Consider the following 21,766-nt stretch of genomic DNA (forward strand, 5'->3'; position numbering starts at 1 on the left):
ACGAGTTTATCTTTTAAAGTGTATGGCCATTTATTCCTTGTGCACATCTTCATTATAGTGTAAGTTATGGTACATTTAATTTAGTAATAGGAGTGCACAATTTTTAGATTTTTTTAATATCGAACAAAATGTTAACCATAGTCCAATTAGTAGACTTTTAAATATATGAAAAATACCACAGTCCCAAAAGACTGTGGTATTTTTTAAACAATGATTTAAGTATCCCATATTCGGCTTATTTAAGTCACCACATAAAAGTTTTCTTGATTTCAGGTGGTACAGGCATTTCTCCATAAATTTTTGCTTTGCCAGGAATGGTGGAATGATTATTTCTGTTCTCTATCACACATACCCAATCCTGCTCATATCCACGAGTAGGCGTTATTATTTTTAAAACGTCATGCTTTTCAACTTCTAAACTGATTGCTTTATCTGTTATAACATTCTCTTGTGTATAGCATTGTCCATCTCGAGGATTAAACCACCAAATTTGTAACTGATCTATTTTCAAACTACTTAAATCTACCGTTTCCTCTCCACCTGAAGGGAAGTATAGACAAGCAAATTCCCCATTTTTTTCTACACATACCTGTATGTGTTCATCTAAAATATCTTCCATCTTATCATTCTGTACAATTAGTAATTCCTGAAACGGAATACACTGACTTAAATCTCTAGATTCCAAAAAATCACGTAGGATCTTCATCTGCCATGCGCCAGGTTGGTCTAAAGCTTCAAACCACGAATATCTTCTGAAACTGTCTCTTTCCTTCTCCGAAATCATCCAACACACGGATGGATGCCCATATGTATGTCCAAATGCCCCGGCAAACAAACTCCAATAGGCACGTTTCCTTACCATCCATCCCCCGTGAAAATCATTTCCAATTGGCCATGATGTGGGCATTTGTTCATAAGCAGGTTCTCCATCAAAAACTGGCATAGGATTTTTTCTATTATAATCATTTTTCACTAAATCATAGTTTTTCGGTGTTAATCCATGCCCCGACTGAATCATAATAAATGATATCCAAGCATCCTCATCCGTCCAATAAGACATGGTTGAACATTCACCTGTCTCCGCTTCATGGCATGCATGATAGGTTATTAAAAGTTTTTGCCAATCGGGATCTTTTACGTTATTTTTAATATCCTTATTTAGAACCCCTTTTGCAATCCCTTCGGCCATTTTCCGCCAAACATCCTTGTAATCCACCCCTAGATGGATGGGCTGCCTGTCCCCACCTAGACACCAAATGATATTGGTTCTATCTTTATAGCGATTACCAATCCATTTTCCGTATTGAAAAGCATTTTCTTTAGTAACAATTTTCTCTGAAAACTCACCCATCCAGTTATGACCTACTACAAGTTCTCCCCATACTGGCAGTAATAGAACATAAAATCCATATTCTTGTGCTTTATCTATGATCCAGTCTAAATACTGAAAATATTTTTCATTAGGAGTGTTCAGATTATCATTTAATAAAGCTTTTTCTCCAGCCGGATTTCTCATTTCCTTATCCTGCTCGGGGTCAAGTGCGACAATCTGTAATACAGTAAATCCTTGTGATTTTCGCTTCTGCATTAAATATTCTGCATCGTCCCATTTTAATCTATGGGCGATTGTCCAATCCGTATCTGCCAACCAGATGAATGGTTTCCCGTCCTGATGCGTAAAAAATCTTCTATTTTCTGAGATTTTTAATCTATTCATACTTTCCTCCTAAAATGGTATGGGTGGAAACTTTAAACAAATAATGGTTCCTTATTTCTTTGAGTGGAATTTCTAACAATTAACTCAGGTTTAAAAAGGATTTCCTTATCCCATTGCATTTCTCTAATTTTTTTGATTAGCATTTCGGCTGCTGCTCTACCCCCATTTCGGAATTTGAACCCTACCTCGGGCTATGAAAGGGTGGTTCATTACCCATATCGGAATTTGACCCCCACCTCGGGCAATGAAAGAGCGGTTCATTACCCCAAATCAGAATTTGATCGATCCTTGGGTCATAAGAAAGAGCGTTCAATAATATCAAACGCTTACCCATTTTAATTATTTATCAGAATTTTTCCGGTTCTTTTCTAACCTTTCTTATGTCGTTTCCTAACTTTTTCAGCATCTACTGGAAGTCTACAATGACTTTCATTTTCTTTAACTTTTGATCCAAATCGTCCAATACCTCTACGGATATTGGCAAGAACGGCATATGGGATAATTCTCTTAACGATTGATGACCTATATTAGCAATCATCTCCTGAGGGAAAGCTGCAACTTGTGGCACGGCTTCCACCAATATATTTTTCACTTGAATATTTTCCACTAATTCACTTAACGGCAGATGTGTACTGTAATATTTTAAATAGTCAACCTCAGGCGTATAAGAGAATTCCCAGGCTCCACTGTTTAACTCAACCAGCACCTTTTCACCACTCTGGCTTACACTAACTCCTACGTCGTTTAAAGAACTTCCATTTAGAAGTACGTTTTCAAGCGCAGCATCAGGCAATTCAACTGTCGCTGTAGCATTAAAAGGAATAACAAACTTAAATGTCAATTGTCCATCTTCAGTTAATTCCCACTGACTTTCGTATAAACCAGCAGCAGAATCCAATTTGGCTTTCGCATACTTCAATCGATAATCAGGCTGTGGCGCCAATCGGACATGTCTAAAACCTGGCTGTTCTTCAACAGGGTTAATACCTGCGACATTACGATACATCCATTCTACAATCGAACCATAAGCATAATGATTTAAAGAGTTCATGTCTGTTCCGCTTATCTTCCCGTCCGGCAAAACAGAATTCCAACGTTCCCAAATCGTTGTTGCTCCCATTGTTACGGCATACAACCAGCTTGGATAATCCTTATTTAGAAGTAAAGTATAAGCTAGGTCATTAGCTCCGTTCTCAGAAAGCACTCTGCACAAATAAGGGGTGCCAACAAATCCAGTCTTTAAGTGATTTTTATCTTTTTTCAATCTTTCCCGTAAATCATTCGCTAATCTGTTTCTATGCTCATCAGGAACAAGGTCCATAAATAAGGCAACAACTAACGCTGTCTGGTTATTCAAGGCTAGGCGTCCTGTGGGAGTAATGTATTCTGCTTGGGTTGCAGATCTAACTGCATTTGATAACTCTTCATACTCCTGTGCGATTTCCATCTTACCAAGTACTTTTGCTGCTTTAGCGACTAGCATAGAAGAATAGCAATAATAAGCAGAGGAAATAAAAGCTGTTTCAGTTCCGCCCATTGGCGAATTTGGATCGTCTCCATCCAAAGCCAGCCAGTCACCAAAATGGAAGCCGGTTGTCCAAAGCCTTTTAGAACTTGATTCCTCATCTGCCCTCCTGATAAAATCAACCCAGCCCTTCATACTCTCGAATTGCTGCTCCAGAATGGCTTTATCTCCGTAATGTAAATACACATTCCACGGAATAACCGTTGCGGCCTCTCCCCATGCACTTGAGCCGCCGCCTTTAACCGTTGCCATCGGGACTACCATAGGAACCATACCATTTAAACCCGACTGTTCTTTTGCTAGGTCATAACCATATTTACTGAAGAAAGCATAGGTGTCCATATTAAAGGCAGCTGTACCTGAAAACACCTGGGCATCACCAGTCCAGCCCATCCGTTCATCACGCTGCGGGCAATCAGTCGGTACATCCAGAAAGTTACCTTTTTGACCCCATAACGCATTCAGGAATAATCTGTTCACTAATGGATTGCTCGTTTCAATAATTCCTGTGGTTTCCATATCTGAATATAAAACACAGCCTGTAAAATCATCCTTATTCAGTTCACCAGACCAGCCGGTAACTTTTACATATCTAAAGCCGTAAAAAGTAAAATGAGGTCTTACGACAGATTCTTCTCCATTCGATATATACCTGAATTCGGCCTTTGCTGTGCGGAGATTGTCTTGATAAAAATTTCCCTCCTGCAAAAGTTCAGCATACTGCAAAACAATTTCAGAACCCTTTGGCGCATTGGTTTTAAACTGAACCCAACCTACCATATTTTGGCCCATATCCAATACGGTTTCGCCAGCTGGTGTTTTGATTACATCAATTGGCTTTAACTCTTCCTTTACCACTACTGGCAGGCTTAATCTTGCCTTTAATCGGTCGTGACCCAAATCTATTTCCTTAACATTATAGGATGTTGCATCAGTTGCTTCCGCATGATAAATTTCTCCGTCGTAAATACCACTGAACAGGATCGGACTCTTCCTTGCTTTCCATGAGTCATCGGTATTGATGATGGTGGTGTTTCCATCTGCATGTTGAATGACAATTTCACAAACAAGAGAAAATTGATTACCATAAATTTCAGTTTCACCGCCTTCAAAACCAAAACGGCCCTTATATAATCCATTACCAAGACTAACTTCTACAGAGTTTTGTCCCATTCTGACTAAATCAGTAATATCGTAGGTTTGGTATTGCAGCCATTTGTCATAGGCGTTGAAATTAGGGGTAAGATATTCATCTCCCGCTTTTTCACCGTTAATCTCCATTTCATATAAACCCAATCCACATACATAGGCACGGGCAGAAACAACTTCTTTTGATAGGTCAAATTCCCTGGTTAATACCGGGTGGGTTTCCTTATCTAAATCCGGTGTTATCCACTTGGCAGCCCAAGCTTCTGCAAGTTTTGCTGTTTCAAACCAAGCCGTTTCACTTGTAGCCTCTTCGCCGTTATCTGCCCAAACCGTAACCCGCCAATAGTAACGAGTACGTGGCTTAAGGTTAATAGTAGGTTTAAATGCAAGGCTGTCGATTCTCGCATTCACGCCACTGTCAAAAATGATGTCAGTAAATTCTTGATCCAGTGCAACCTGTATTTGGGCGGCGGTTTGTTTTTTAGCATTCGTATCATATGTGACAAAAGATAAACGTGGTATCCCTAAATCAAATCCCAGTGGATTAGTGATACGATTGGTTTTCAACTGTTTTATTTTCATACCAATTTTCCTCTCAAAAAGTAATATCAAAACTATATTTTTTTAAAATTTAAGATGATGTTGCGAAATCTTAATTAATTTTAGCAAACCCTTTTATCTTTTTTAATATTGAAAAAAAAGATTTATATTGCTTGAATCAAAGATTAATAAGAAGCAACACTCCATCTTACCAATGGAGTGCTTATTCTATTTTAAAATCTAGTATCCCATTTCCCGCAAAAAGGATCTACAGGACTCTTCCCTTTAAATTCAGATTTCCCTAAGATTTTATCGACGATTGCTTCTACTACAAAACTATTAGATGAATAAGCATTAATATAGGTCTTCACCATTGGGACGTCCTGCAGATGGTACGGGTTAGCTACCGAAATAAACAATGTAGGAATATCATAGACAAACCATGGAGCGTTGGCATTTAACGGTTGCTGCCAATTAATTCTAACAGTCGTTTGGTTGCTTGCAGTTTCAAGGTTCGCAACGTATATGATAAGATCGTATTTCTCTTTAAAATCGTTGACACTCATAAACAATTCTTGGAAATTAACTTGCTTGTCATTGTAAAGTTCTACTTGGAATCCAGCCTTTTCAAGATAGCTGATAAACGGCTGGGTGACAGAACCGCCTTCCTTAAGTCCACCTTCTTGATCACCCAATACATATAGACGAACTCGTTTATATTTTTCCGCACTAATCGGCAGCAATTTTTGTGTATTCTTAACTAGAGTAACGGATTGATCTGCACATTCTTTTGCCCAAACCTTATGTTCTTCACACTGTAACAGGGATAATTCCGCTTCACTAGGTACTAAGGTTCCCTGTTCCTTCTGCACATGCAGCCCAAGGGAAGCTTTAAGGGCGAGAACTCTAGTTACCGCTTCATCTAATCTATCTAAAGTTAGGATACCCGTTTCAATTCCCTTCAACATGAATTCGTAATCTTCTTTTATATTACGATTGAAAAGAAACATATCACACCCGGAAGCAATCGCCTTAGGTACTGCAATTTCTCTTCTTTCCGAAGTAGTGAAACCAAGCATTGGCGTTGCATCAGTAACAATTAAACCATTAAAGCCTAATTTTTCTCTTAATAAACCATTAAGTATTTCTGGTGCCAGTGTAGCCGGCATAATTTGTTCATCTGCAATGCCTGGCATTAGCTTTCTCGAATACTCAGGGAGCATAATATGTCCCGCCATAATTGATTTAGCCCCACAGTCAATCATCTCTTGGTATACCATCCCAAAGGATTGATCCCATTCCTCAGTAGAAAGGGAGTTTATGGTTGATAAAAGATGCTGATCTCGATCATCTACACCATCGCCTGGGAAATGTTTCACAGCTGCTGCGAGTCCACTTTCATGAATTCCTTTCATAAAAGCCTTTGACATTTGAGCAACCCGAATGGGGTCAGAGCCATATGTTCTAACGTTCGTTATGGGGTTTCGGTAATTCATATCAATATCTACAATTGGCGCAAAAGCCCAGTTACACCCGGCCACGCGGCCTTCACGACCAGCTACTAAGCCTAATTTATAGGCCATTTCTTCCTTGTCTGTTGCGGCTACTTGCATCTGCTTACCAAAATAGGTTCCGTCCGTCGCAATCCCATTACCGCCAGCTTCTAGGTTAGCGGTAATCAATAATGGTACGGAAGAAAGCTCCTGAAGTATCCGATGAGTCCCCTGTATTTTTGCACCTGAATCAGGACGGTACATAATGCCCCCAGGATGATATTCGTTAATGAACGCTTCTAAGTCTTGTTTATTGTATGAACCGCCAATTGGACAGAATAATTGCCCTATTTTTTCATGCAAGCTCATCGATTGAAGGGTTTCTTCTACCCATTCAATATCTTTATCTCTAAGGAAAAAAGGTTTATTACTTAAATGGGCTAGACTGGCATTAAGTTTTATCATTGTTTTCAACTCCTAATCTCGTTAACTTCTAAAAGCTGGTCTATATCTAAATTCGTTAAATCTTGTAATTTCATATCCGCATTTAAGCAATTAGCTGCAAAACCAATACCTACCGCTTTCATTTCAGCAGCTTTTGCAGCATCTATTCCTGCTTGGGCATCTTCAATAACTGCGCATTCTTGAGGGTCCACAAAGAGCATTTTAGCTGCTAATAAAAATACCTCCGGATCAGGCTTACTATTTTTGATGCAATTCCCATCCGCAATGGCATCAAAATTTGCAGTTAGTCCAATCTGCTCTAAGATAAAAGGTGTGTTTTTACTAGAAGAGCCAATGGCGATTTTTATGTCCCTAGCCTTTAAACTTATTAAAAGATTAATAACCCCAGGTAAAATGTCATCGGGGGATAACTTGTTAAGCAGCTCACAATAGATGTCATTTTTTCGCAGTGCAAGTTGCTGCTTTTCACTTTCACTGTAGGCTTTGTCCGAATGGCTCAGAATAATATCGAGACTCTCCATTCTGCTTACACCGCGAAGTTTTTCATTTATTTTTCTATCAAAAAATATATTTTCTTGATCACTAATTTGTTTCCATGCTTGGTAATGATATTCATCTGTCGAAACAATTACACCATCCAAATCAAAAATAACAGCTGATATTTTCATAGTTCCCATCCTTAAATCAAATAGTAGGAGACGTTGCCACCAATTGTGGTAACACCTGAAAGCGTTTCCGGTTACTATTATTATGATATAAAAAATTGCCTTAAACCGCTTTCCCCTTTTTGGCTGAAAACAGGCCGATATTTGTTCTATTTTTTATTTGAATTTGTAGGAGGTGCATGAAAAAAAGAGCCCTTATTTATAAGAGCTCCTATATAATACACATCATTAAATCGTAATATGTATCTTGACTGACATATACTATTGATTTATTGTTAGACCAATCAAACTGTTAAAATAAGAATGTTTATAAATATAATTTTTGAAACTTTAAATACCAAACAATTTCCTTAACCAATTATTAGCGAGTTCTGGCCATATAGCTATTCCTTGGTCTGGCTGATTATCTGGTGCAAATCGCTGCAATCCTTGTTTTATTGCCTCTCGTACACTAGCACCTTCAGGAAGGGTTCCAAACATGTTAAATGTTTCTGGCAATTTGATCCCATTATCCACTAAATACTGTACGGTTTCATAAAGTTGCTGCATTGTATAGTCTCCCCCATAATTTCCAGAAGCCCAATCCTCATTTGCCAGTGATAATCCATGTCTTCCATTTCCAAAAACATGATGTTCATAGACTACTCCCTGTTCCTTGCAGGCATTTGCAAATAGATAGCTGTTTTCAACAGGTACTAGTTCATCTGTTGCTGTATGCCATATAAAAGTAGGAGGAGTTTTTTGGGTAACATGTTTTTCTAGTGACATATACTCTAGCTCTTCTTCGGTAGCATCTGGGCCAAAAAGGCTAATAAAAGAATCTTTATGACCATATTCTCCAGAAGTAATAACTGGATAGGATAAGATTACGGCATCAGGGCGATTATTGATTCCTTCATATTCCCCATCAAGAACGAGTTCCTTTACATTATGATGCACAGCCAAGCTTCCACAGAGATGTCCTCCTGCTGAAAAACCACAAATGACAACTTTAGATGAATCAATGTTAAATTGTTCTGCTCTCTTTCTTACAAACATAACCGCCTTTGATAAATCCTTCAAAGGCTGCTGCCTTAATGGTGATGCCTTTAATAGATTTGTAGTATAAGTAACAACAAATGCATTGTACCCTTTTCTATAAAACTCTTTAGCTACAATTTCACCTTCTGTTGGAGATACTACACTATATCCCCCGCCTGGCACCACAATCATCGCTGGCCTTTTACGATCACCCTTTTCATGAATGTAAGTAACCACATTAGGAATGAACTGTCCCATAACCGGATACGTATACTCTTCTTTTGTCCATAGCTGGTAAGTCTCTTTGATCAATATTACTTCCCCCAATCATTAAACTATCTCGAGGAGCTAGAATTCAATGTTGTGTCGTTAAGTTGTATAGCCATTCCTTATTAATAGCAAAAAATTCAAATCTATATTTTAGTATTTATATTTCCCTAATTGCCTTTGCAATCTCAATACACAAATCTTCTGCCTGCGGAACATGCCCTAATTTATCAATAAATGCATGGGTCATCCCTTTATAACGGAAACAAGTGGTTTCTACTCCAGCATCTTGAAGCTGTTTGGCATAAAACTCTGTATGAATGCGCAAGCCGTCAAATTCTGCTCCCGCTAGAATTGCTTTTGGCAGACCAGCATGTGATTCAGCAAGCATTGGACTTACATATGGATTATTAATATCTTCCTTATTTGAAATATACACTCCTAAAAACAGATTATCTTCAAATTTTGAAGGTCTTCCAAGTGAAATTAGCCCATTGATGATGTCCTTGTGCTCCTCAGACTTTTCGAAAAAGTTCTCACTCCACTCATATCCCTCAACCATTGCATCCGCATGTGTAATTGCCGGATAAATTAGTACCTGCATCGCAATTTTTGGTGTTCCTTCATCTCTTGCCTTCAAACAAACTGCCGCTGTATAGTTTCCACCCGCACTATCTCCGCCAACACTAATTTTTTCAGGATCAATACCATAGGCATCGGCATGATCGTAAACATGCTTGACTGCATAATAATTGTCATCTAAACCATTAGGAAATTTCTTCTCAGGAGCTAAAGAATAGTCTACGTTAAATACTACCGCATCTGCTAATTCAGCTATTAATTTGCAGAAGTTTTCAACCGTATAGACGCTTCCCCCAATCCAGCCGCCTCCATGAAAAAATACGAACGCAGGTCGTTTTGGATTCTTTTCAGATTTTCTTGGATAATAGCGCCACAGGCCTACTGTATTTCCGCTATCTGTAATCTCTTCGTATTTTGTATGTATTTCTACCGTGTTTAAATTATAGTTAGGGAATCCCATGTTTTCCCTCATGATGGGGATTAATACTTCCAATGGTGGCATGGCTGCAGGTTCTTCCCCTTCTAAATTTCCTGCCCAATGATTATCCATGAGACTTAATTCCATTGGATCAAGATATCCTGGTCTATCTTCGCCAGGGCTTGGTTTTACGATAATATTAACTCCATTGTTTTCGATAATCGTAGTTTCCTTTTGTAATTGGTCAATGGCGCTTGTATCATATTTACGCATGATAAATAACTTCCTTTCTTAAGTTCTAGACAAATCATGATTCATCATTTGTCTTAATGGATTTTAAACATATTAACCGAGTGGTATTTAAGTAGTATTCCACTTATAGAAACCGCTTTCTTCTATTAATTTTATAATAGATATAATTTTTGAATAATGCATCCCTTTTTTTGGCTCAAAATAGGCAAATTTTTGTCTTAAGAAGTCAAAGAGCACCGTAATAGGATGGTATCCTTTGTAAAACTCCTCTTTCCTAAACAATCAATTTTATTTTCAGAGACTACTAGCATCGGAAAATTGGGATCACCGATTTTATCCATATGTATCTCACCATTCGGACAAATTCTTGCCTCATATCATTGGATAATCGGGTTTTTAAATGGAATTCCTTTACTGTAATCCACATGTGTTGCATAATCTAGAAAATTCTCAAGATACTTACTATCCAATAAATCAGGGTAATGACCAATCACAAATTTATCACAACCTAAGCCAACCGCTTTTTTCAAGGTCTCAATATAGACTGATAAAGTTGTTGCCTCTTCAGCAAAAAAGCCACAGGAAAGACCCCATCGCATCCCCTGCATACAACCAGTTTTCTTCTTCATAAATTAAGTCAATACTTCCTGTAGTATGTCCCGGAACTTCAACTATTTTTAACGTAATGCCACCTAAATTAAAGACATCCCCTTCTTTGACAGGAACAATATTTCCAGTACCTAATTCTAAATTGGCCTCTTCATCAAAATCATTAGGTAAAATATTACGTATCTGACCAGTGGCATAATCCATATAGGCTTTTGCATTCTCGATCGAACCTTTTCTAAATTCTGAACTAGTGTGTTGTTTACATAACCCAAAGTCCTTTTCATGTAAATATACCGGTTCCTTAAACTGTCCATTGGCACTTACATGATCAACATGACCATGGGAATTGACAATTTGACAATTTATAATGGTTTCGTGGTAATCCCCTTAATGACAGCCTCTCTCCAAATCCATAACCTGTATCTAACAATAATGCTTTTTCGGTACCAACAAATAGGTCACAAAAGACAGCCTCATCACTGGTTATACGGTAAACATTTTCTTTGAGCTGTTTTACATGATAATATTCATTTCGAGCTTTCATCCAATCCGACTCCCCTATCTAATTTTCAAACATGGCAAATGGACTCTTTTCTTTCCCTGTTGTCTCCGGGCTCACCTGATGCATCAGGAAAGTCTTAGCAAGTGAAAGCCATTGTGCACATGCATGAGCTTTTTCTTGGAGAAAAGGCTCAATCAAGTTTCTGCCCAGAGAGAAGCCGTGGTCACCGTACTGGAACATATGAAGCTCATAGGGAAGCCCTTCATTTTGCAGCTTTTCAGCCATCTTAATGGAGTGAATAGCCGGAACCATTCCATCGTCAATGGCAGCTGCCATAAAGAAGATTGGCGGGGGTGTCCTTGCTGACATGATAGATTGGACTGTATTTTTTCAGCTGTTCCTCTTATAAAAGGTGTTGAAACAAAAGCTCCCAAGAGAACTTGGGAGCACTGTAACAATTTATTTGTTATCTATGAATTACACTTTCCCCAAATAACTTCTTGTACTATTCGGAATAATTATTTTCCCATTATTGCTATATTTTTCAAATAAATTTGTTAATGCAGTAATGAAGGGATTATAGTCCTTGTTGGTCTTTTTTGGCGAATAGGACGCGGATAAATACCTGCCCAAAAATCCACTTAAATCAAATTGTAAATCATTGAGAAAGTACTTATAATCATACTTTCCCTCTTTAAAAAATTCCTGAAAATCAATCGGAGTTTCCTCCATACCGCCGCTGAAGCCTTTAAAATTAGGGCAGTACTTTCGGCAAACCTCAGCACTTTCCTTGTTTAAAGCGCTTGAGCCATCCCGGCTATTCCATACAAGAGCCACTCTCGCATCTTTTTTCAAAATCCGTTGACATTCCAATCTAAACTGCTTCATGTCAAACCAGTGAAATGCCTGTGCTACTGTTACTAAATCCAAGCTATGATCATCTAAATTTGTGTTTTCAGCCGTGGCCTTAACCGATATAAAACGGGTATTTGACTTCAAAGTTTTTTCCGCTACTAATCTCATATCATCATTTGGTTCCACTCCGATTACAGTAAATCCCCGTTCAAGAAGCTGCACGCTTAATATTCCAGTCCCCGAGCCAATATCTCCAATAATACTATCCTCATTTAAACTAGCTTCAGAAATTAAATATTCAATATAATCAAGGGGGTAGCTGGGACGATATTTTGCATATACCTCAGCTTTGTCAGTGAATTTATCTGTTGATTTCATAAAGGCACCTTCTCTCCCTATTCCAAATGTATACGCCATCCAATTTTACCATCTTTTATAATAAACATATATTACTGGTTGTGTATTAAAAATAACTTTCTTCTTTTTCCTGTACGTGATAGACTTCTTTCTAAAAAAAGGATTTTTGAATAAAATGAAAAAAAAATTATCATATATTGAAGAAATAGCACCTTTGTACTTTCCAATGGAGAACTGGGAGTTTGTTCCAGGACCAAGTGGGGAAAACAATACAACTCTATTTATACTGGCAAGTAATGAGCAATACGTACTGAGAATTTACGAAACCCATCAAGATAAAGAGAAGGTAAACTATGAACATGCTGTATTACTAGCATTAATTGAACGGCCCCTTTCCTTTTCCATACCATTACCAATGAGAACAAATGATGATCAAACCATTGTCAAGACTGAATCAGGATTTCTTGCAGGATTGTTTAAATTTGTCGAAGGGACAAATCCCGACCTAGAGGACTTAGATCAAATATATTCATTTGGTGAGGCGGCTGGTCAGCTTACTGTAGAACTTGCCGAGGTATGTGTAGACCAACTGCCAGTATATAGACCGTATTATGATATGAATAGTACCCATCCAAGATGTTCTTTGGATCAGATGAAAGATTTTTCTCTCAATCCACCAGAGGACTTTGTGGAGTTAACCCAAGAATTATCAATTATCTACGAACAACTAGTTTCATTTCAAGACAGAGTCCCATTTTTAAAAAGCCTTCCCCACCAGCTCGTCCATGGGGATTTAAATGCTTCCAACGTTCTTACGGGTGAGGATTGTAGGATTAGCGCCATTCTTGATTTTGAATTTGTTACACATGATTTACGAGTGATGGAAGTTGCGGTTGCTATTTCAAATTTTATAGTTGATAAAGAGGATGAGACAATTATTTTTAAAAAGATTACTGCCTTCCTAACGGGATATGTCAGTAGGATTAAGCTGACAGAAGATGAAATTCATGCACTGCCTCTTCTAATTCAGCTACGAAGTTTAGATGTGTTTATCCATTTTCTTGGTCGTTATTGGGACGGGGTTGACTCTATTGATACGGTTAAGAAGTATATTCGTAAGGCAGCACAAAGAATCTCATGGATATTGATACATCAAGACAAATTCATTAACTTCAGTGAAAAATAAGTAAGATATATGTAATAAAAAATGACTATCACCCACTGATAGTCATTTTTATTGGGTTATAACTAATTTTACGATTTCTCAGTCAGAACGCACCTTTTTTTAATGAGGTTCGTTCTGAAACTTAATTCTTCAATCTCTAGACCATCTTTTCTTACCTTTACAACTTACTTTAAAATCTGGAGGCAGTCCTTTATGTGAAAAGGGAAATAACTCAATCTTGTCCAATTTTTAAGCGACGTAAATCCTTTACATATATACAATATAGTCAGGTTAAGCTTTATTATAGGAGCAAGGGTAGATGACAAAGTAAGGAAAAGTTCTCAGCCCCGGCTAAAAAGAGTTATGCCTTTTACAATATAAACAAGATAGAGGTTCATATGGAATCATTGAAAAACAAATTTTCAAATGAAAATTTATCTATCCTAGCGTGGAAATTAGCTATAGGCTCTACTTTATCCTGGGAATTAGCCAAACTATTAGGTTCCGACCATCCTTATTTAGCTCCGCTTTCTGTCATTCTAACAATTCAATCAACAGTGGATAAAACGGTGAGCCTATCAATAAAACGTATAATTGGAACAATGATCGGAATTTTAGTTACAGTTTTGATAGCAAGACATATGACTATTAACGGTTGGAGCTTGGGAGTATTAATTCTTTTAGGTTGTTATGTTTCTATTTGGTTAAAATTGGACAAAAAAGTCCTTCATCAGGTGTCGCTTACAATACTATTTGTTTTCTTTTTTGAACATCAAACAAAACATTATGCTATAGACAGGTTAAGAGACACATTAATCGGAATATTGATTGCAGGAATTCTTCAATTAGTTTGGTTCCGGATCATTTTAAGGAAAAAATAATGGCATTAAGATTACGTCTAATTCATGATTCATTATTTTGTTTAGTATCTAACTACTTAAATATTATCTTTTAATAGTTACTTTTCATGGTAGCCAAGAAAAATTTAAATTTATTTGACGTGAAACCCGTTATATGATTAAACCAGAACTATTAATTAATATACAAATTTGGCAGTCCTTTTTTGAAGGTGTTGGGAGGAAAAGCTGTCAGCTCAAAGATGTGAATTGTATTGGTAATCAGAATATTTTTTTATAGATAATAAGGCTTTATACACAAGTTATGTATTTAAACTTGTATATAAAGCCTTTTTTAAAGTAAATACCCTATAGTTAAAATAAAAGATGTGCTTTTATTTTAAAATTTAAAATAGAATCTACCTAGATACGGATTTAATTGATAAAATTGATATCCCTCCGATTATCGAGAAAACAAACGACATGATAAAAATGGATGAAAATCCAATTGCTGAAATCATAAATGCAGCAATAACTGGGGCAATAGCTTGAGTTACAGTATTTCCTAAATTGTAAATTCCTAAGAAAAATCCAACGCGATCTTTATCAGGAATTACTTTCAAATTTAAAAAGTTATCTAAGGAATTCCATATTCCCATTCCCAAACCAGCCATAAAAGCATAAATAATGATACCGATTTCATTTTGTAAAAAGAAAATGCTTAGTGCACCAATTCCTAATGCAATAGTAGATAAGCCTACTGGAAATTTTAATAATTTGAACTTATCTGCAATAGGCCCAGCAATAAATCCCATCGCAATACCAAATATCAACATGATTAAATTAATTAATTGTATAGAATGTTGTGTAGAAGATGTATTTTTGTGTAAAAAATCTGTCATTATAAATAATAGATAACCTGTAATAGCAAAGTTTCCAATCCCTTGAAAGAGTTTTCCGATTAATGCCAAATAGTAATCGCGACCAACGGACCACTTTGGAAAAATGGTTAATACTTCTTTTATAGATAATTTTTCCTTTTCTGTTGATGTTGATATATCTAATTTCTCGTTCAAGTTTGATGGCTCACGAACAATAAATGCTGTAATCAATGTGCCAATAAATGTAATAAGACCAAAAATGATAAAACCTAAACGGTATTGCCCTAAAAAGATAGCTCCTATAATATTAAAACCATTATTACCGAGCGCCATACCTAAGCCACCGTAAGCAGCTGATGCTATTCCTTTACCACTTTCAGGTGCTAAATCTAACCAAGCAACCATTGGTGCTACAATAAAGTTTAAAGCAACCTGTCCTAGCATCCAACTTATTAACAATAAAGGAATAGTAGTACTTACTGAGGCAAAAATCATGGCCAACATAAATACGAATGCTCCGGAAACTAGCCAAGGCGTTCGTTTTCCAAAACGAGACTTTGTGCGGTCAGAAAGATATCCAGCAACCATATTAGAAATGGCTGCGGTAATCATCGCTACTGATGAAAATAATGCTACTAATTTAATTTTGTTATCGGCATCCAGATGCTGAATCAAAGCTGGCAAAAATAAACTGACACATGCAATATAGGGTCCCAGCCAGGAAGCTGGTCCAATAATTAATCCTGGCACTAAACGTTTTAGTGATATAGTATTCAATTGGACCTTCGATGTTTCAGTTGTTTCGGTTGTATGTTTTAGTGGAATCGCCATGTAAAACTTCCTCTCTGAAAACTAGTAATTTTTAACTGAATAGTAATCAAATTCTGCAAATGAGTCATGCTGATGAGAATCAACTGAGCCTATAAAATTAAACAATCCTGTAAATCCACCTATTTCTCCTGGTTCCCCGTTAACGCCTTCATCAGACAAATAAAGAACATCGATTTTTTCTACAAATAATTGCCAATCCTTATTATTACTCAAACGATAAAAGATATCAGCTACACCAAAATTGTAGACAACTGCCAACTCAACTACACCTTCCGGTACTGCAATATTATTATTAACAAATTCGATGCGTTCTCCTAATTTAGCCTGTAGGATACTTAAAACTGTTCCACCTAATGATTCCGAATGAGTTAAGTGGACATAAATCCAATTATTTGAATCATAGTAAAGCCCCATACCCGCAGTTTCTGAGTAATGATCAGGATGAAATTCGACCTTTGTTTGAAATTCATAATTAAATGATGTCGCACGTGTTGCCATAATAGCTGGATTTACTTGTGAAAATAAAGAATTCTCGCCGTGAATACGTAAATATCCAGGACGCTCAATCGTATTCACCCAATCAACATCTTGATTTCGATAAGGTGTCATAAAATGTACATTATAATTATCGTTATTAAAATGATCGAATACATCATGAGATACTCTAGTGGATAAATTAACTCCCTTCATACCTTCAACTTCCATCTTTGCTAAATTTGAACCATCTTCCATTTCCAGCCAACCGTCCTCCGTCCACTTCATTTTTTGAATAGACGTTTCGCGTCCTAATGGATTTAAGCGAGTTCCTTCAATTGGTCGGGACATTAGATGAGCAATATACCATTCCCCCGTTTGTGTTTGAACTAATGAACCATGACCAGCTTTTTGCATGATTGAGTTTGGATTATACATTTCAAAATGTCCCGCATCTGGATCACCAAGTGAAAATAGATGTCGTGGTGAAGATGTTATAATCGGTTCTCCTGATGGATGTGGTTCATATGGCCCAAAAATATTCTTCGAACGTCCAATCTCTACACCATGTGCATAGCCTGTTCCACCAGCAGCTATAATAAGATAGTAATAGCCATTATATTTATATATTTGTGGTGCTTCAGCACATCCACGAGTGGTAAACCCTTGGGTTACTCGGTGCCATTTACCAATAATCTCCCCATTATCTAAATCAAACTCGGCAATCACAATATGTCCAGGCGCTTGATACCCTTGACGTGTTTCCCATTCAAGTATGGAGATGTAATGTTTTCCATCTTCATCATGAAAAATAGCTGGGTCGAACCCAATTGAAGTGATATAAATTGGTTCTGACCAAGGGCCATTTATATCTTCTGCCCACATTGCATATGAGTCTGCGTTAAATTCACGACCTGCCATATTTAACATGTGTGAAAATGCTAACCAGTATTTGTTCGTGGAAGAATCGTAGGATAAGTGTGGCGCCCAGATACCAGCTGGTGTATGCGTACCACGTAAATTCACTTCCCCGTTTTTTAATATAAAGCTAATTAGCTCCCAATTTGCTAAATCAGTTGATTTAAAAATTTGTATGCCGGGGTTCCAATGAAAAGTGGATGTTGCAATATAATAAACATCATCGACCCGAATAATGGAAGGATCTGGTGCCATTCCAGGAATAATAGGATTTTTAATGATTGTCATTTCTCTAGTTCCTTTCGCCGCCTAATGGTTTTTTATAATTTAGTCGGTGTTTCTTTAAAAGCGCTTTCCATTTTATGCCCCCCTTATTTACCCTTTTTTATTAGACAGTCATAATGCCTAAACAACAGATTGATACCGTTTTCTATTTTGACTATAATAAAAATACGTCTCGCTAATTTATTGATAATATTAGTGTAATCATGGTCAACAACGAAAGCGTTTCCTGTTGCTTAGCTATATTATAGTAACAATTAATCTGCTAATGCGATTGTACAATTAAGGTTAAATTTACCCTAATCAAAGGTGATTATAAAAATGGAAAATAATGAAAATAACTTTATAGGTACTAAAACACAACTTCTTCCACGTATTGATTGGAATATACGTTTTTTTGGTGCACACAAACAAACGGTTCATTCAAATTGGTCAATGACAAAGGAATTTCACCATGCATTTGAGATATTAATTGTATTAGATGGTGTACAAGAAACCTTAATTGAAAATGAACAATATATAATAAAGAAGGATGATATTCTCCTTATCCCTCCTGGCTTTGAGCATACCAATAAGTGTATCTCTACTAAATCTATGACCTATTTTTGTGCTCATTTTGATATAGACGAACCTTCTTTACGCATGAAAATAATGAAAAACTGTGATTGGGTCTATAAACCTTCCAATTCATATCATAGTAGGTTAATAAAATGTCTTCAAAAATGGATTGACATTTTAGATGAACCAGATATATTGGTTTCTAAAGCAAAATTAAGAGCACAAGTTGTCCTCTTTGAGTTATTAGAAGTTTTGGTAGATATACAGCCGTTAAACACGGACATACGAACTAATGAATCAATGACTACAGCAAAATATGCCAAAGAAATTGCTGAAGCAATAAAGGGGACTTTTAAGAAAAAATGTATAGAGAAAAATGAAAATGTAGATTACACAATCCACATCCAACCGATTATTGCATCTCTTGGGATAAGCCCCAATTATGGATTAGAAGTCTTTCAAAAAATATATCAAATGTCACCCCGGAAATATTTATCAGGTCTAAAATTGCAAGAATCTAAAATTTTACTACAGCAACCAGAGATATCTTTAAAGGAAATTGCAAATCGTTTAGGCTATAAAAACCTTTCTCACTTTAGCAGACAATTTAAAAGGTGGACTGGATTAAATCCTTCAGAATTTCGTAAAAAAACGAATGCTTAGACGTATAAAGGAATATTTTCATGTTTCTGGCATCTAATATGTTTACTAACCATTTTGAACTCAAATTGGTTCTGAATATGCCTATATTTATACATAAATCGGAGGGTAGACCATTATTTTTGGACTGTGAAAAAAATAGGGCTCCTCAGAAAGATATGAGCATAGACGCCAATCTTACTGAGGAGCCCCAATTATGAAGTTTCACTTGAGATAGGAATTGAATCCTTTTTCCAATCTCATTCATCACTTTATCGAATTTCTCTTAATGCACCACTCCATAAAATAAGTTGATCTAGCACTTCATTAATATCGAAACAGCTATGAATATAATTGTAGGGAAATGGAAACCAATTATTCTTTTTTCATCTTATGCATAATGATAAATTGCGTTTTTCTGAACTTCAAAGAGCGATACCCGATATAACTAAGAAAATGCTAACAACGCAATTAAGAGAATTAGAATATCATGATATTATTAATAGAAAAGTGTATGCGGAAATTCCACCGAAAGTTGAGTATTCAATGAAAGAGTATGGGAAGGGACTTATTCCTGTTTTAAAATCTATGAAAACTTGGGGACTATCTCATCTATTGCACTTAAAAGAATTATATGGGGAAGAACATATAAAATAATTCCAAAAACCTCTTACCGAATTCGGGGAGGTTTTTAATTTTTATTGGTATGTCGCTTAAATTAACCTACCACGTTCGTATTAAGTTCATAGATATTTCTGGTTGACCAATTTTTATACTAATAGAAAAATCATATGGCAGATTAGTATCTTTGTAATAATTAAGTATAATCCAAAAGAAGCACCTCACAAATGGTGCTCTTTTTAATAAAGAATTATTTACAATACTCAAACCAGTCAAAATATGCAGGATTACTCTTTTTCTGTCCATTTCCTACGGCAAAAAGTCCAAAGTATACACCAGTAAACCCACCCGCTACTTCGGTCGATAAAAGAAAACATTCACCTGAGCCTAATAAACGTATAACTTTTTGCATCGGCATGAACAGTTAGAATAATAGATTCTTCTCCATACTCATGCTCAGACTCAACCTTCCATAGGGAACCGATTCTTCTTCTTAAAAAGACCTTTTTCACCCCATCTCTTACTCCTAATGCTATTTCATAATGAAATCGCTCATTCATAAAGACGGTTAGGCCAGCCTCTTCCCTCTCCTCAGTTGGAGAGAATTCTAGAAACGTTGAAACTTTACAATCAAAATGCTGTTGCCTGCGGCTTACAAATGCTTGAAGTCCTAAGTCATTTAAACTAGTCGAAGACCCATATAATGTAAGGAAACCCGGCCTGTCCGTTAAAGACCAACTTTCTTTACAAGGATTACGCAGGAAATTCCAGGATAAATCTAAATCAGTCTCCATAAAGTCATCTTTACAACCTAACTGTTCTTTGTTTTCTATCTTGAGTGTTCTTCCGTCCATTTCTAATTCGACTTGAGCGCCAATTATTGGCCAGCCTTCCTCATCCCAATCCACTGGCGCCAAGAATGTTTCCCTGCCAAGATGATGATGCTTTCCACTAAATGGAATAGGGGCAGGCCGTATTCCTAAAAATACAGTCCACCAGCTGCCATCAATATACTGTACTAAATCAGCATGTCCAGTAGCTTGAATAGGACTTGCACTGCTACGATGGGTTAGAAATGGGTTATTAGGATGACTTTCAAAAGGACCAAAAGGCTGATTGCTTCGAGCTATTGTCACCATATGCCCGTATTCTGTTCCACCTTCTGCGATCATTAAATAATACAAGCCGTTTATTTTATAGAGGTGAGGTCCCTCAGGATGGGCCCCGCCTGTCCCTTTCCATATTATGCGGCGCTCAGTAAGAATCTCTCCTGTATCAACATCAATTTCAGCCTGATAAATCCCTGAAGGTTCACCAAAAAAGATATCTTGAGTGCCTGTTAGATAAACCTTCCCATCTTCATCAAATAATAGAGAGGGATCAATCCCAGGCCAATCCAGCCAAATGGGTTCTGACCAAGGACCTTAAGGGTTTTCAGTCCATACGATAAAGTTTTTTCCGATTGTTAGATTCGTAGTAATCATATAAAACCGGCTATTATGGTAACGAATGGTTGGTGCAAAAATCCCCATGGAACTTTTTGACTCGTGTAAAGGTAATTGACTTTCACGAGTCAAACAATGTCCAATCTGTTTCCAATTGACTAGATCCTTTGAGTGAAAAATTGGTACACCTGGGAAGTATTCAAATGAACTAGTTACTAGATAAAAATCTTCCCCTACTCTACAAATACTAGGGTCTGGGTGGAAGCCGCTAATGACTGGATTTTTATAATGCATGATGCAAATTCCCTTCTTTCTCATAGATTGTTTTTAATAGAGATAAATAGTAACCCTTTTTGTTATAGGGACTTAATTCTTATAAGAACAGCTCATTTACTTGTTCAAGGCTGTCCAAAAGTGCACTCGAATTCAGACAGGATTACTATTTTTTGCTTCGATACTGTCCGAAGTTACTTCGGGTTCGGACAGGAGCAACAGTTTCTGCCTCGATGCTGTCCGAAGTTACTTCGAGTTCGGACAAGAGTACCAGTTTTTGCTTCAACCCTGTCCGATGTTGCTTCCAGTTCGGACAGCTTCACCTGGTTTTACTTCAACCCTGTCCGATATTGCTTCGGGTTCAGACAGGAGCACCAATATTCGCTTCGATGCTGTCAGATGTTGCTTCGGGTTCGGACAGGAGCAC

At 36.9% G+C, this 21,766-nt stretch carries 17 protein-coding genes and 1 pseudogene; 4 read left to right on the top strand and 14 right to left on the bottom strand.

Annotation, left to right across the window (positions count from 1 at the left end):
* Positions 1 to 244 precede the first annotated feature (244 nt).
* From JOC76_RS24185 to JOC76_RS24235, 11 genes are all read right to left on the bottom strand, one after another.
* The gene (locus JOC76_RS24185) at positions 245 to 1,717 is read right to left on the bottom strand and encodes a glycoside hydrolase family 140 protein (RefSeq protein ID WP_205181337.1); all 1,473 of its coding nucleotides are present in this window, start codon (positions 1,715 to 1,717) and stop codon (positions 245 to 247) included.
* Between the two features lie 406 nt (positions 1,718 to 2,123).
* Positions 2,124 to 4,973 (bottom strand): alpha-L-rhamnosidase, encoded by a 2,850-nt coding sequence (locus tag JOC76_RS24190; RefSeq protein WP_205181338.1) that lies wholly within the window; start codon positions 4,971 to 4,973, stop codon positions 2,124 to 2,126.
* Positions 4,974 to 5,164: 191 nt separating this feature from the next.
* Entirely contained in the window at positions 5,165 to 6,889 is a 1,725-nt protein-coding gene (locus JOC76_RS24195) for a glycoside hydrolase family 3 protein (protein ID WP_205181339.1), read from the bottom strand.
* 5 nt (positions 6,890 to 6,894) lie between these two features.
* Positions 6,895 to 7,557, bottom strand: a complete 663-nt coding sequence (gene pgmB / locus JOC76_RS24200) for a beta-phosphoglucomutase (RefSeq protein WP_205181340.1) — start codon at positions 7,555 to 7,557, stop codon at positions 6,895 to 6,897.
* 327 nt (positions 7,558 to 7,884) lie between these two features.
* Complete coding sequence (locus JOC76_RS24205; protein WP_205181341.1) at positions 7,885 to 8,886, bottom strand: alpha/beta hydrolase; 1,002 nt, start codon at positions 8,884 to 8,886, stop codon at positions 7,885 to 7,887.
* A gap of 115 nt (positions 8,887 to 9,001) precedes the next feature.
* Positions 9,002 to 10,114: an alpha/beta hydrolase gene (locus tag JOC76_RS24210; RefSeq protein ID WP_205181342.1), complete on the bottom strand. Its 1,113-nt coding sequence runs from the start codon at positions 10,112 to 10,114 to the stop codon at positions 9,002 to 9,004.
* 356 nt (positions 10,115 to 10,470) lie between these two features.
* Positions 10,471 to 10,722, bottom strand: coding sequence for a hypothetical protein (locus JOC76_RS24215; protein WP_205181343.1), 252 nt, complete (start codon positions 10,720 to 10,722; stop codon positions 10,471 to 10,473).
* On the bottom strand, positions 10,658 to 11,071 hold the full coding sequence (locus JOC76_RS24220; RefSeq protein ID WP_307784764.1) for an MBL fold metallo-hydrolase: 414 nt from the start codon (positions 11,069 to 11,071) through the stop codon (positions 10,658 to 10,660). The genes JOC76_RS24215 and JOC76_RS24220 overlap by 65 nt, the downstream gene beginning before the upstream one ends.
* Positions 11,031 to 11,246, bottom strand: coding sequence for a hypothetical protein (locus JOC76_RS24225; protein WP_205181345.1), 216 nt, complete (start codon positions 11,244 to 11,246; stop codon positions 11,031 to 11,033). Before JOC76_RS24225 ends, JOC76_RS24220 begins: the two co-directional genes overlap by 41 nt.
* 18 nt (positions 11,247 to 11,264) lie before the next feature.
* Entirely contained in the window at positions 11,265 to 11,573 is a 309-nt protein-coding gene (locus JOC76_RS24230) for a prolyl oligopeptidase family serine peptidase (RefSeq protein ID WP_205181346.1), read from the bottom strand.
* A gap of 108 nt (positions 11,574 to 11,681) precedes the next feature.
* Positions 11,682 to 12,437 (bottom strand): class I SAM-dependent methyltransferase, encoded by a 756-nt coding sequence (locus JOC76_RS24235; RefSeq protein WP_205181347.1) that lies wholly within the window; start codon positions 12,435 to 12,437, stop codon positions 11,682 to 11,684.
* 154 nt (positions 12,438 to 12,591) lie between these two features.
* On the opposite strand from JOC76_RS24235, the gene JOC76_RS24240 reads away from it, so the two are divergent.
* Both JOC76_RS24240 and JOC76_RS24245 read left to right on the top strand, forming a co-directional pair.
* A complete protein-coding gene (locus tag JOC76_RS24240; RefSeq protein WP_205181348.1) occupies positions 12,592 to 13,602 on the top strand; it encodes a phosphotransferase enzyme family protein in 1,011 nt (336 codons plus the stop codon).
* 377 nt (positions 13,603 to 13,979) lie between these two features.
* Positions 13,980 to 14,462, top strand: coding sequence for an FUSC family protein (locus JOC76_RS24245; protein WP_205181349.1), 483 nt, complete (start codon positions 13,980 to 13,982; stop codon positions 14,460 to 14,462).
* A gap of 374 nt (positions 14,463 to 14,836) precedes the next feature.
* Here JOC76_RS24245 and JOC76_RS24250 read toward each other — a convergent pair whose 3' ends face one another.
* Entirely contained in the window at positions 14,837 to 16,129 is a 1,293-nt protein-coding gene (locus JOC76_RS24250; RefSeq protein WP_205181350.1) for an MFS transporter, read from the bottom strand.
* Positions 16,130 to 16,150: 21 nt separating this feature from the next.
* Positions 16,151 to 17,809, bottom strand: a complete 1,659-nt coding sequence (locus JOC76_RS24255) for a glycoside hydrolase family 43 protein (protein WP_205181351.1) — start codon at positions 17,807 to 17,809, stop codon at positions 16,151 to 16,153.
* A gap of 315 nt (positions 17,810 to 18,124) precedes the next feature.
* On the opposite strand from JOC76_RS24255, the gene JOC76_RS24260 reads away from it, so the two are divergent.
* Together JOC76_RS24260 and JOC76_RS24265 are read left to right on the top strand one after the other, a co-directional pair.
* Positions 18,125 to 19,024 (top strand): AraC family transcriptional regulator, encoded by a 900-nt coding sequence (locus JOC76_RS24260; protein ID WP_205181352.1) that lies wholly within the window; start codon positions 18,125 to 18,127, stop codon positions 19,022 to 19,024.
* 369 nt (positions 19,025 to 19,393) lie between these two features.
* Positions 19,394 to 19,657 (top strand): winged helix-turn-helix transcriptional regulator, encoded by a 264-nt coding sequence (locus JOC76_RS24265; protein ID WP_307784763.1) that lies wholly within the window; start codon positions 19,394 to 19,396, stop codon positions 19,655 to 19,657.
* A gap of 214 nt (positions 19,658 to 19,871) precedes the next feature.
* On the opposite strand, the pseudogene JOC76_RS24270 reads toward JOC76_RS24265, so the two are convergent.
* Positions 19,872 to 21,360 (bottom strand): annotated as a pseudogene (locus JOC76_RS24270) (glycoside hydrolase family 43 protein).
* Positions 21,361 to 21,766: the final 406 nt, after the last annotated feature.

Origin of the sequence: Neobacillus cucumis, from assembly GCF_016908975.1 — a bacterium.
GTDB classification, from domain to species: domain Bacteria; phylum Bacillota; class Bacilli; order Bacillales; family Cytobacillaceae; genus Neobacillus; species Neobacillus cucumis.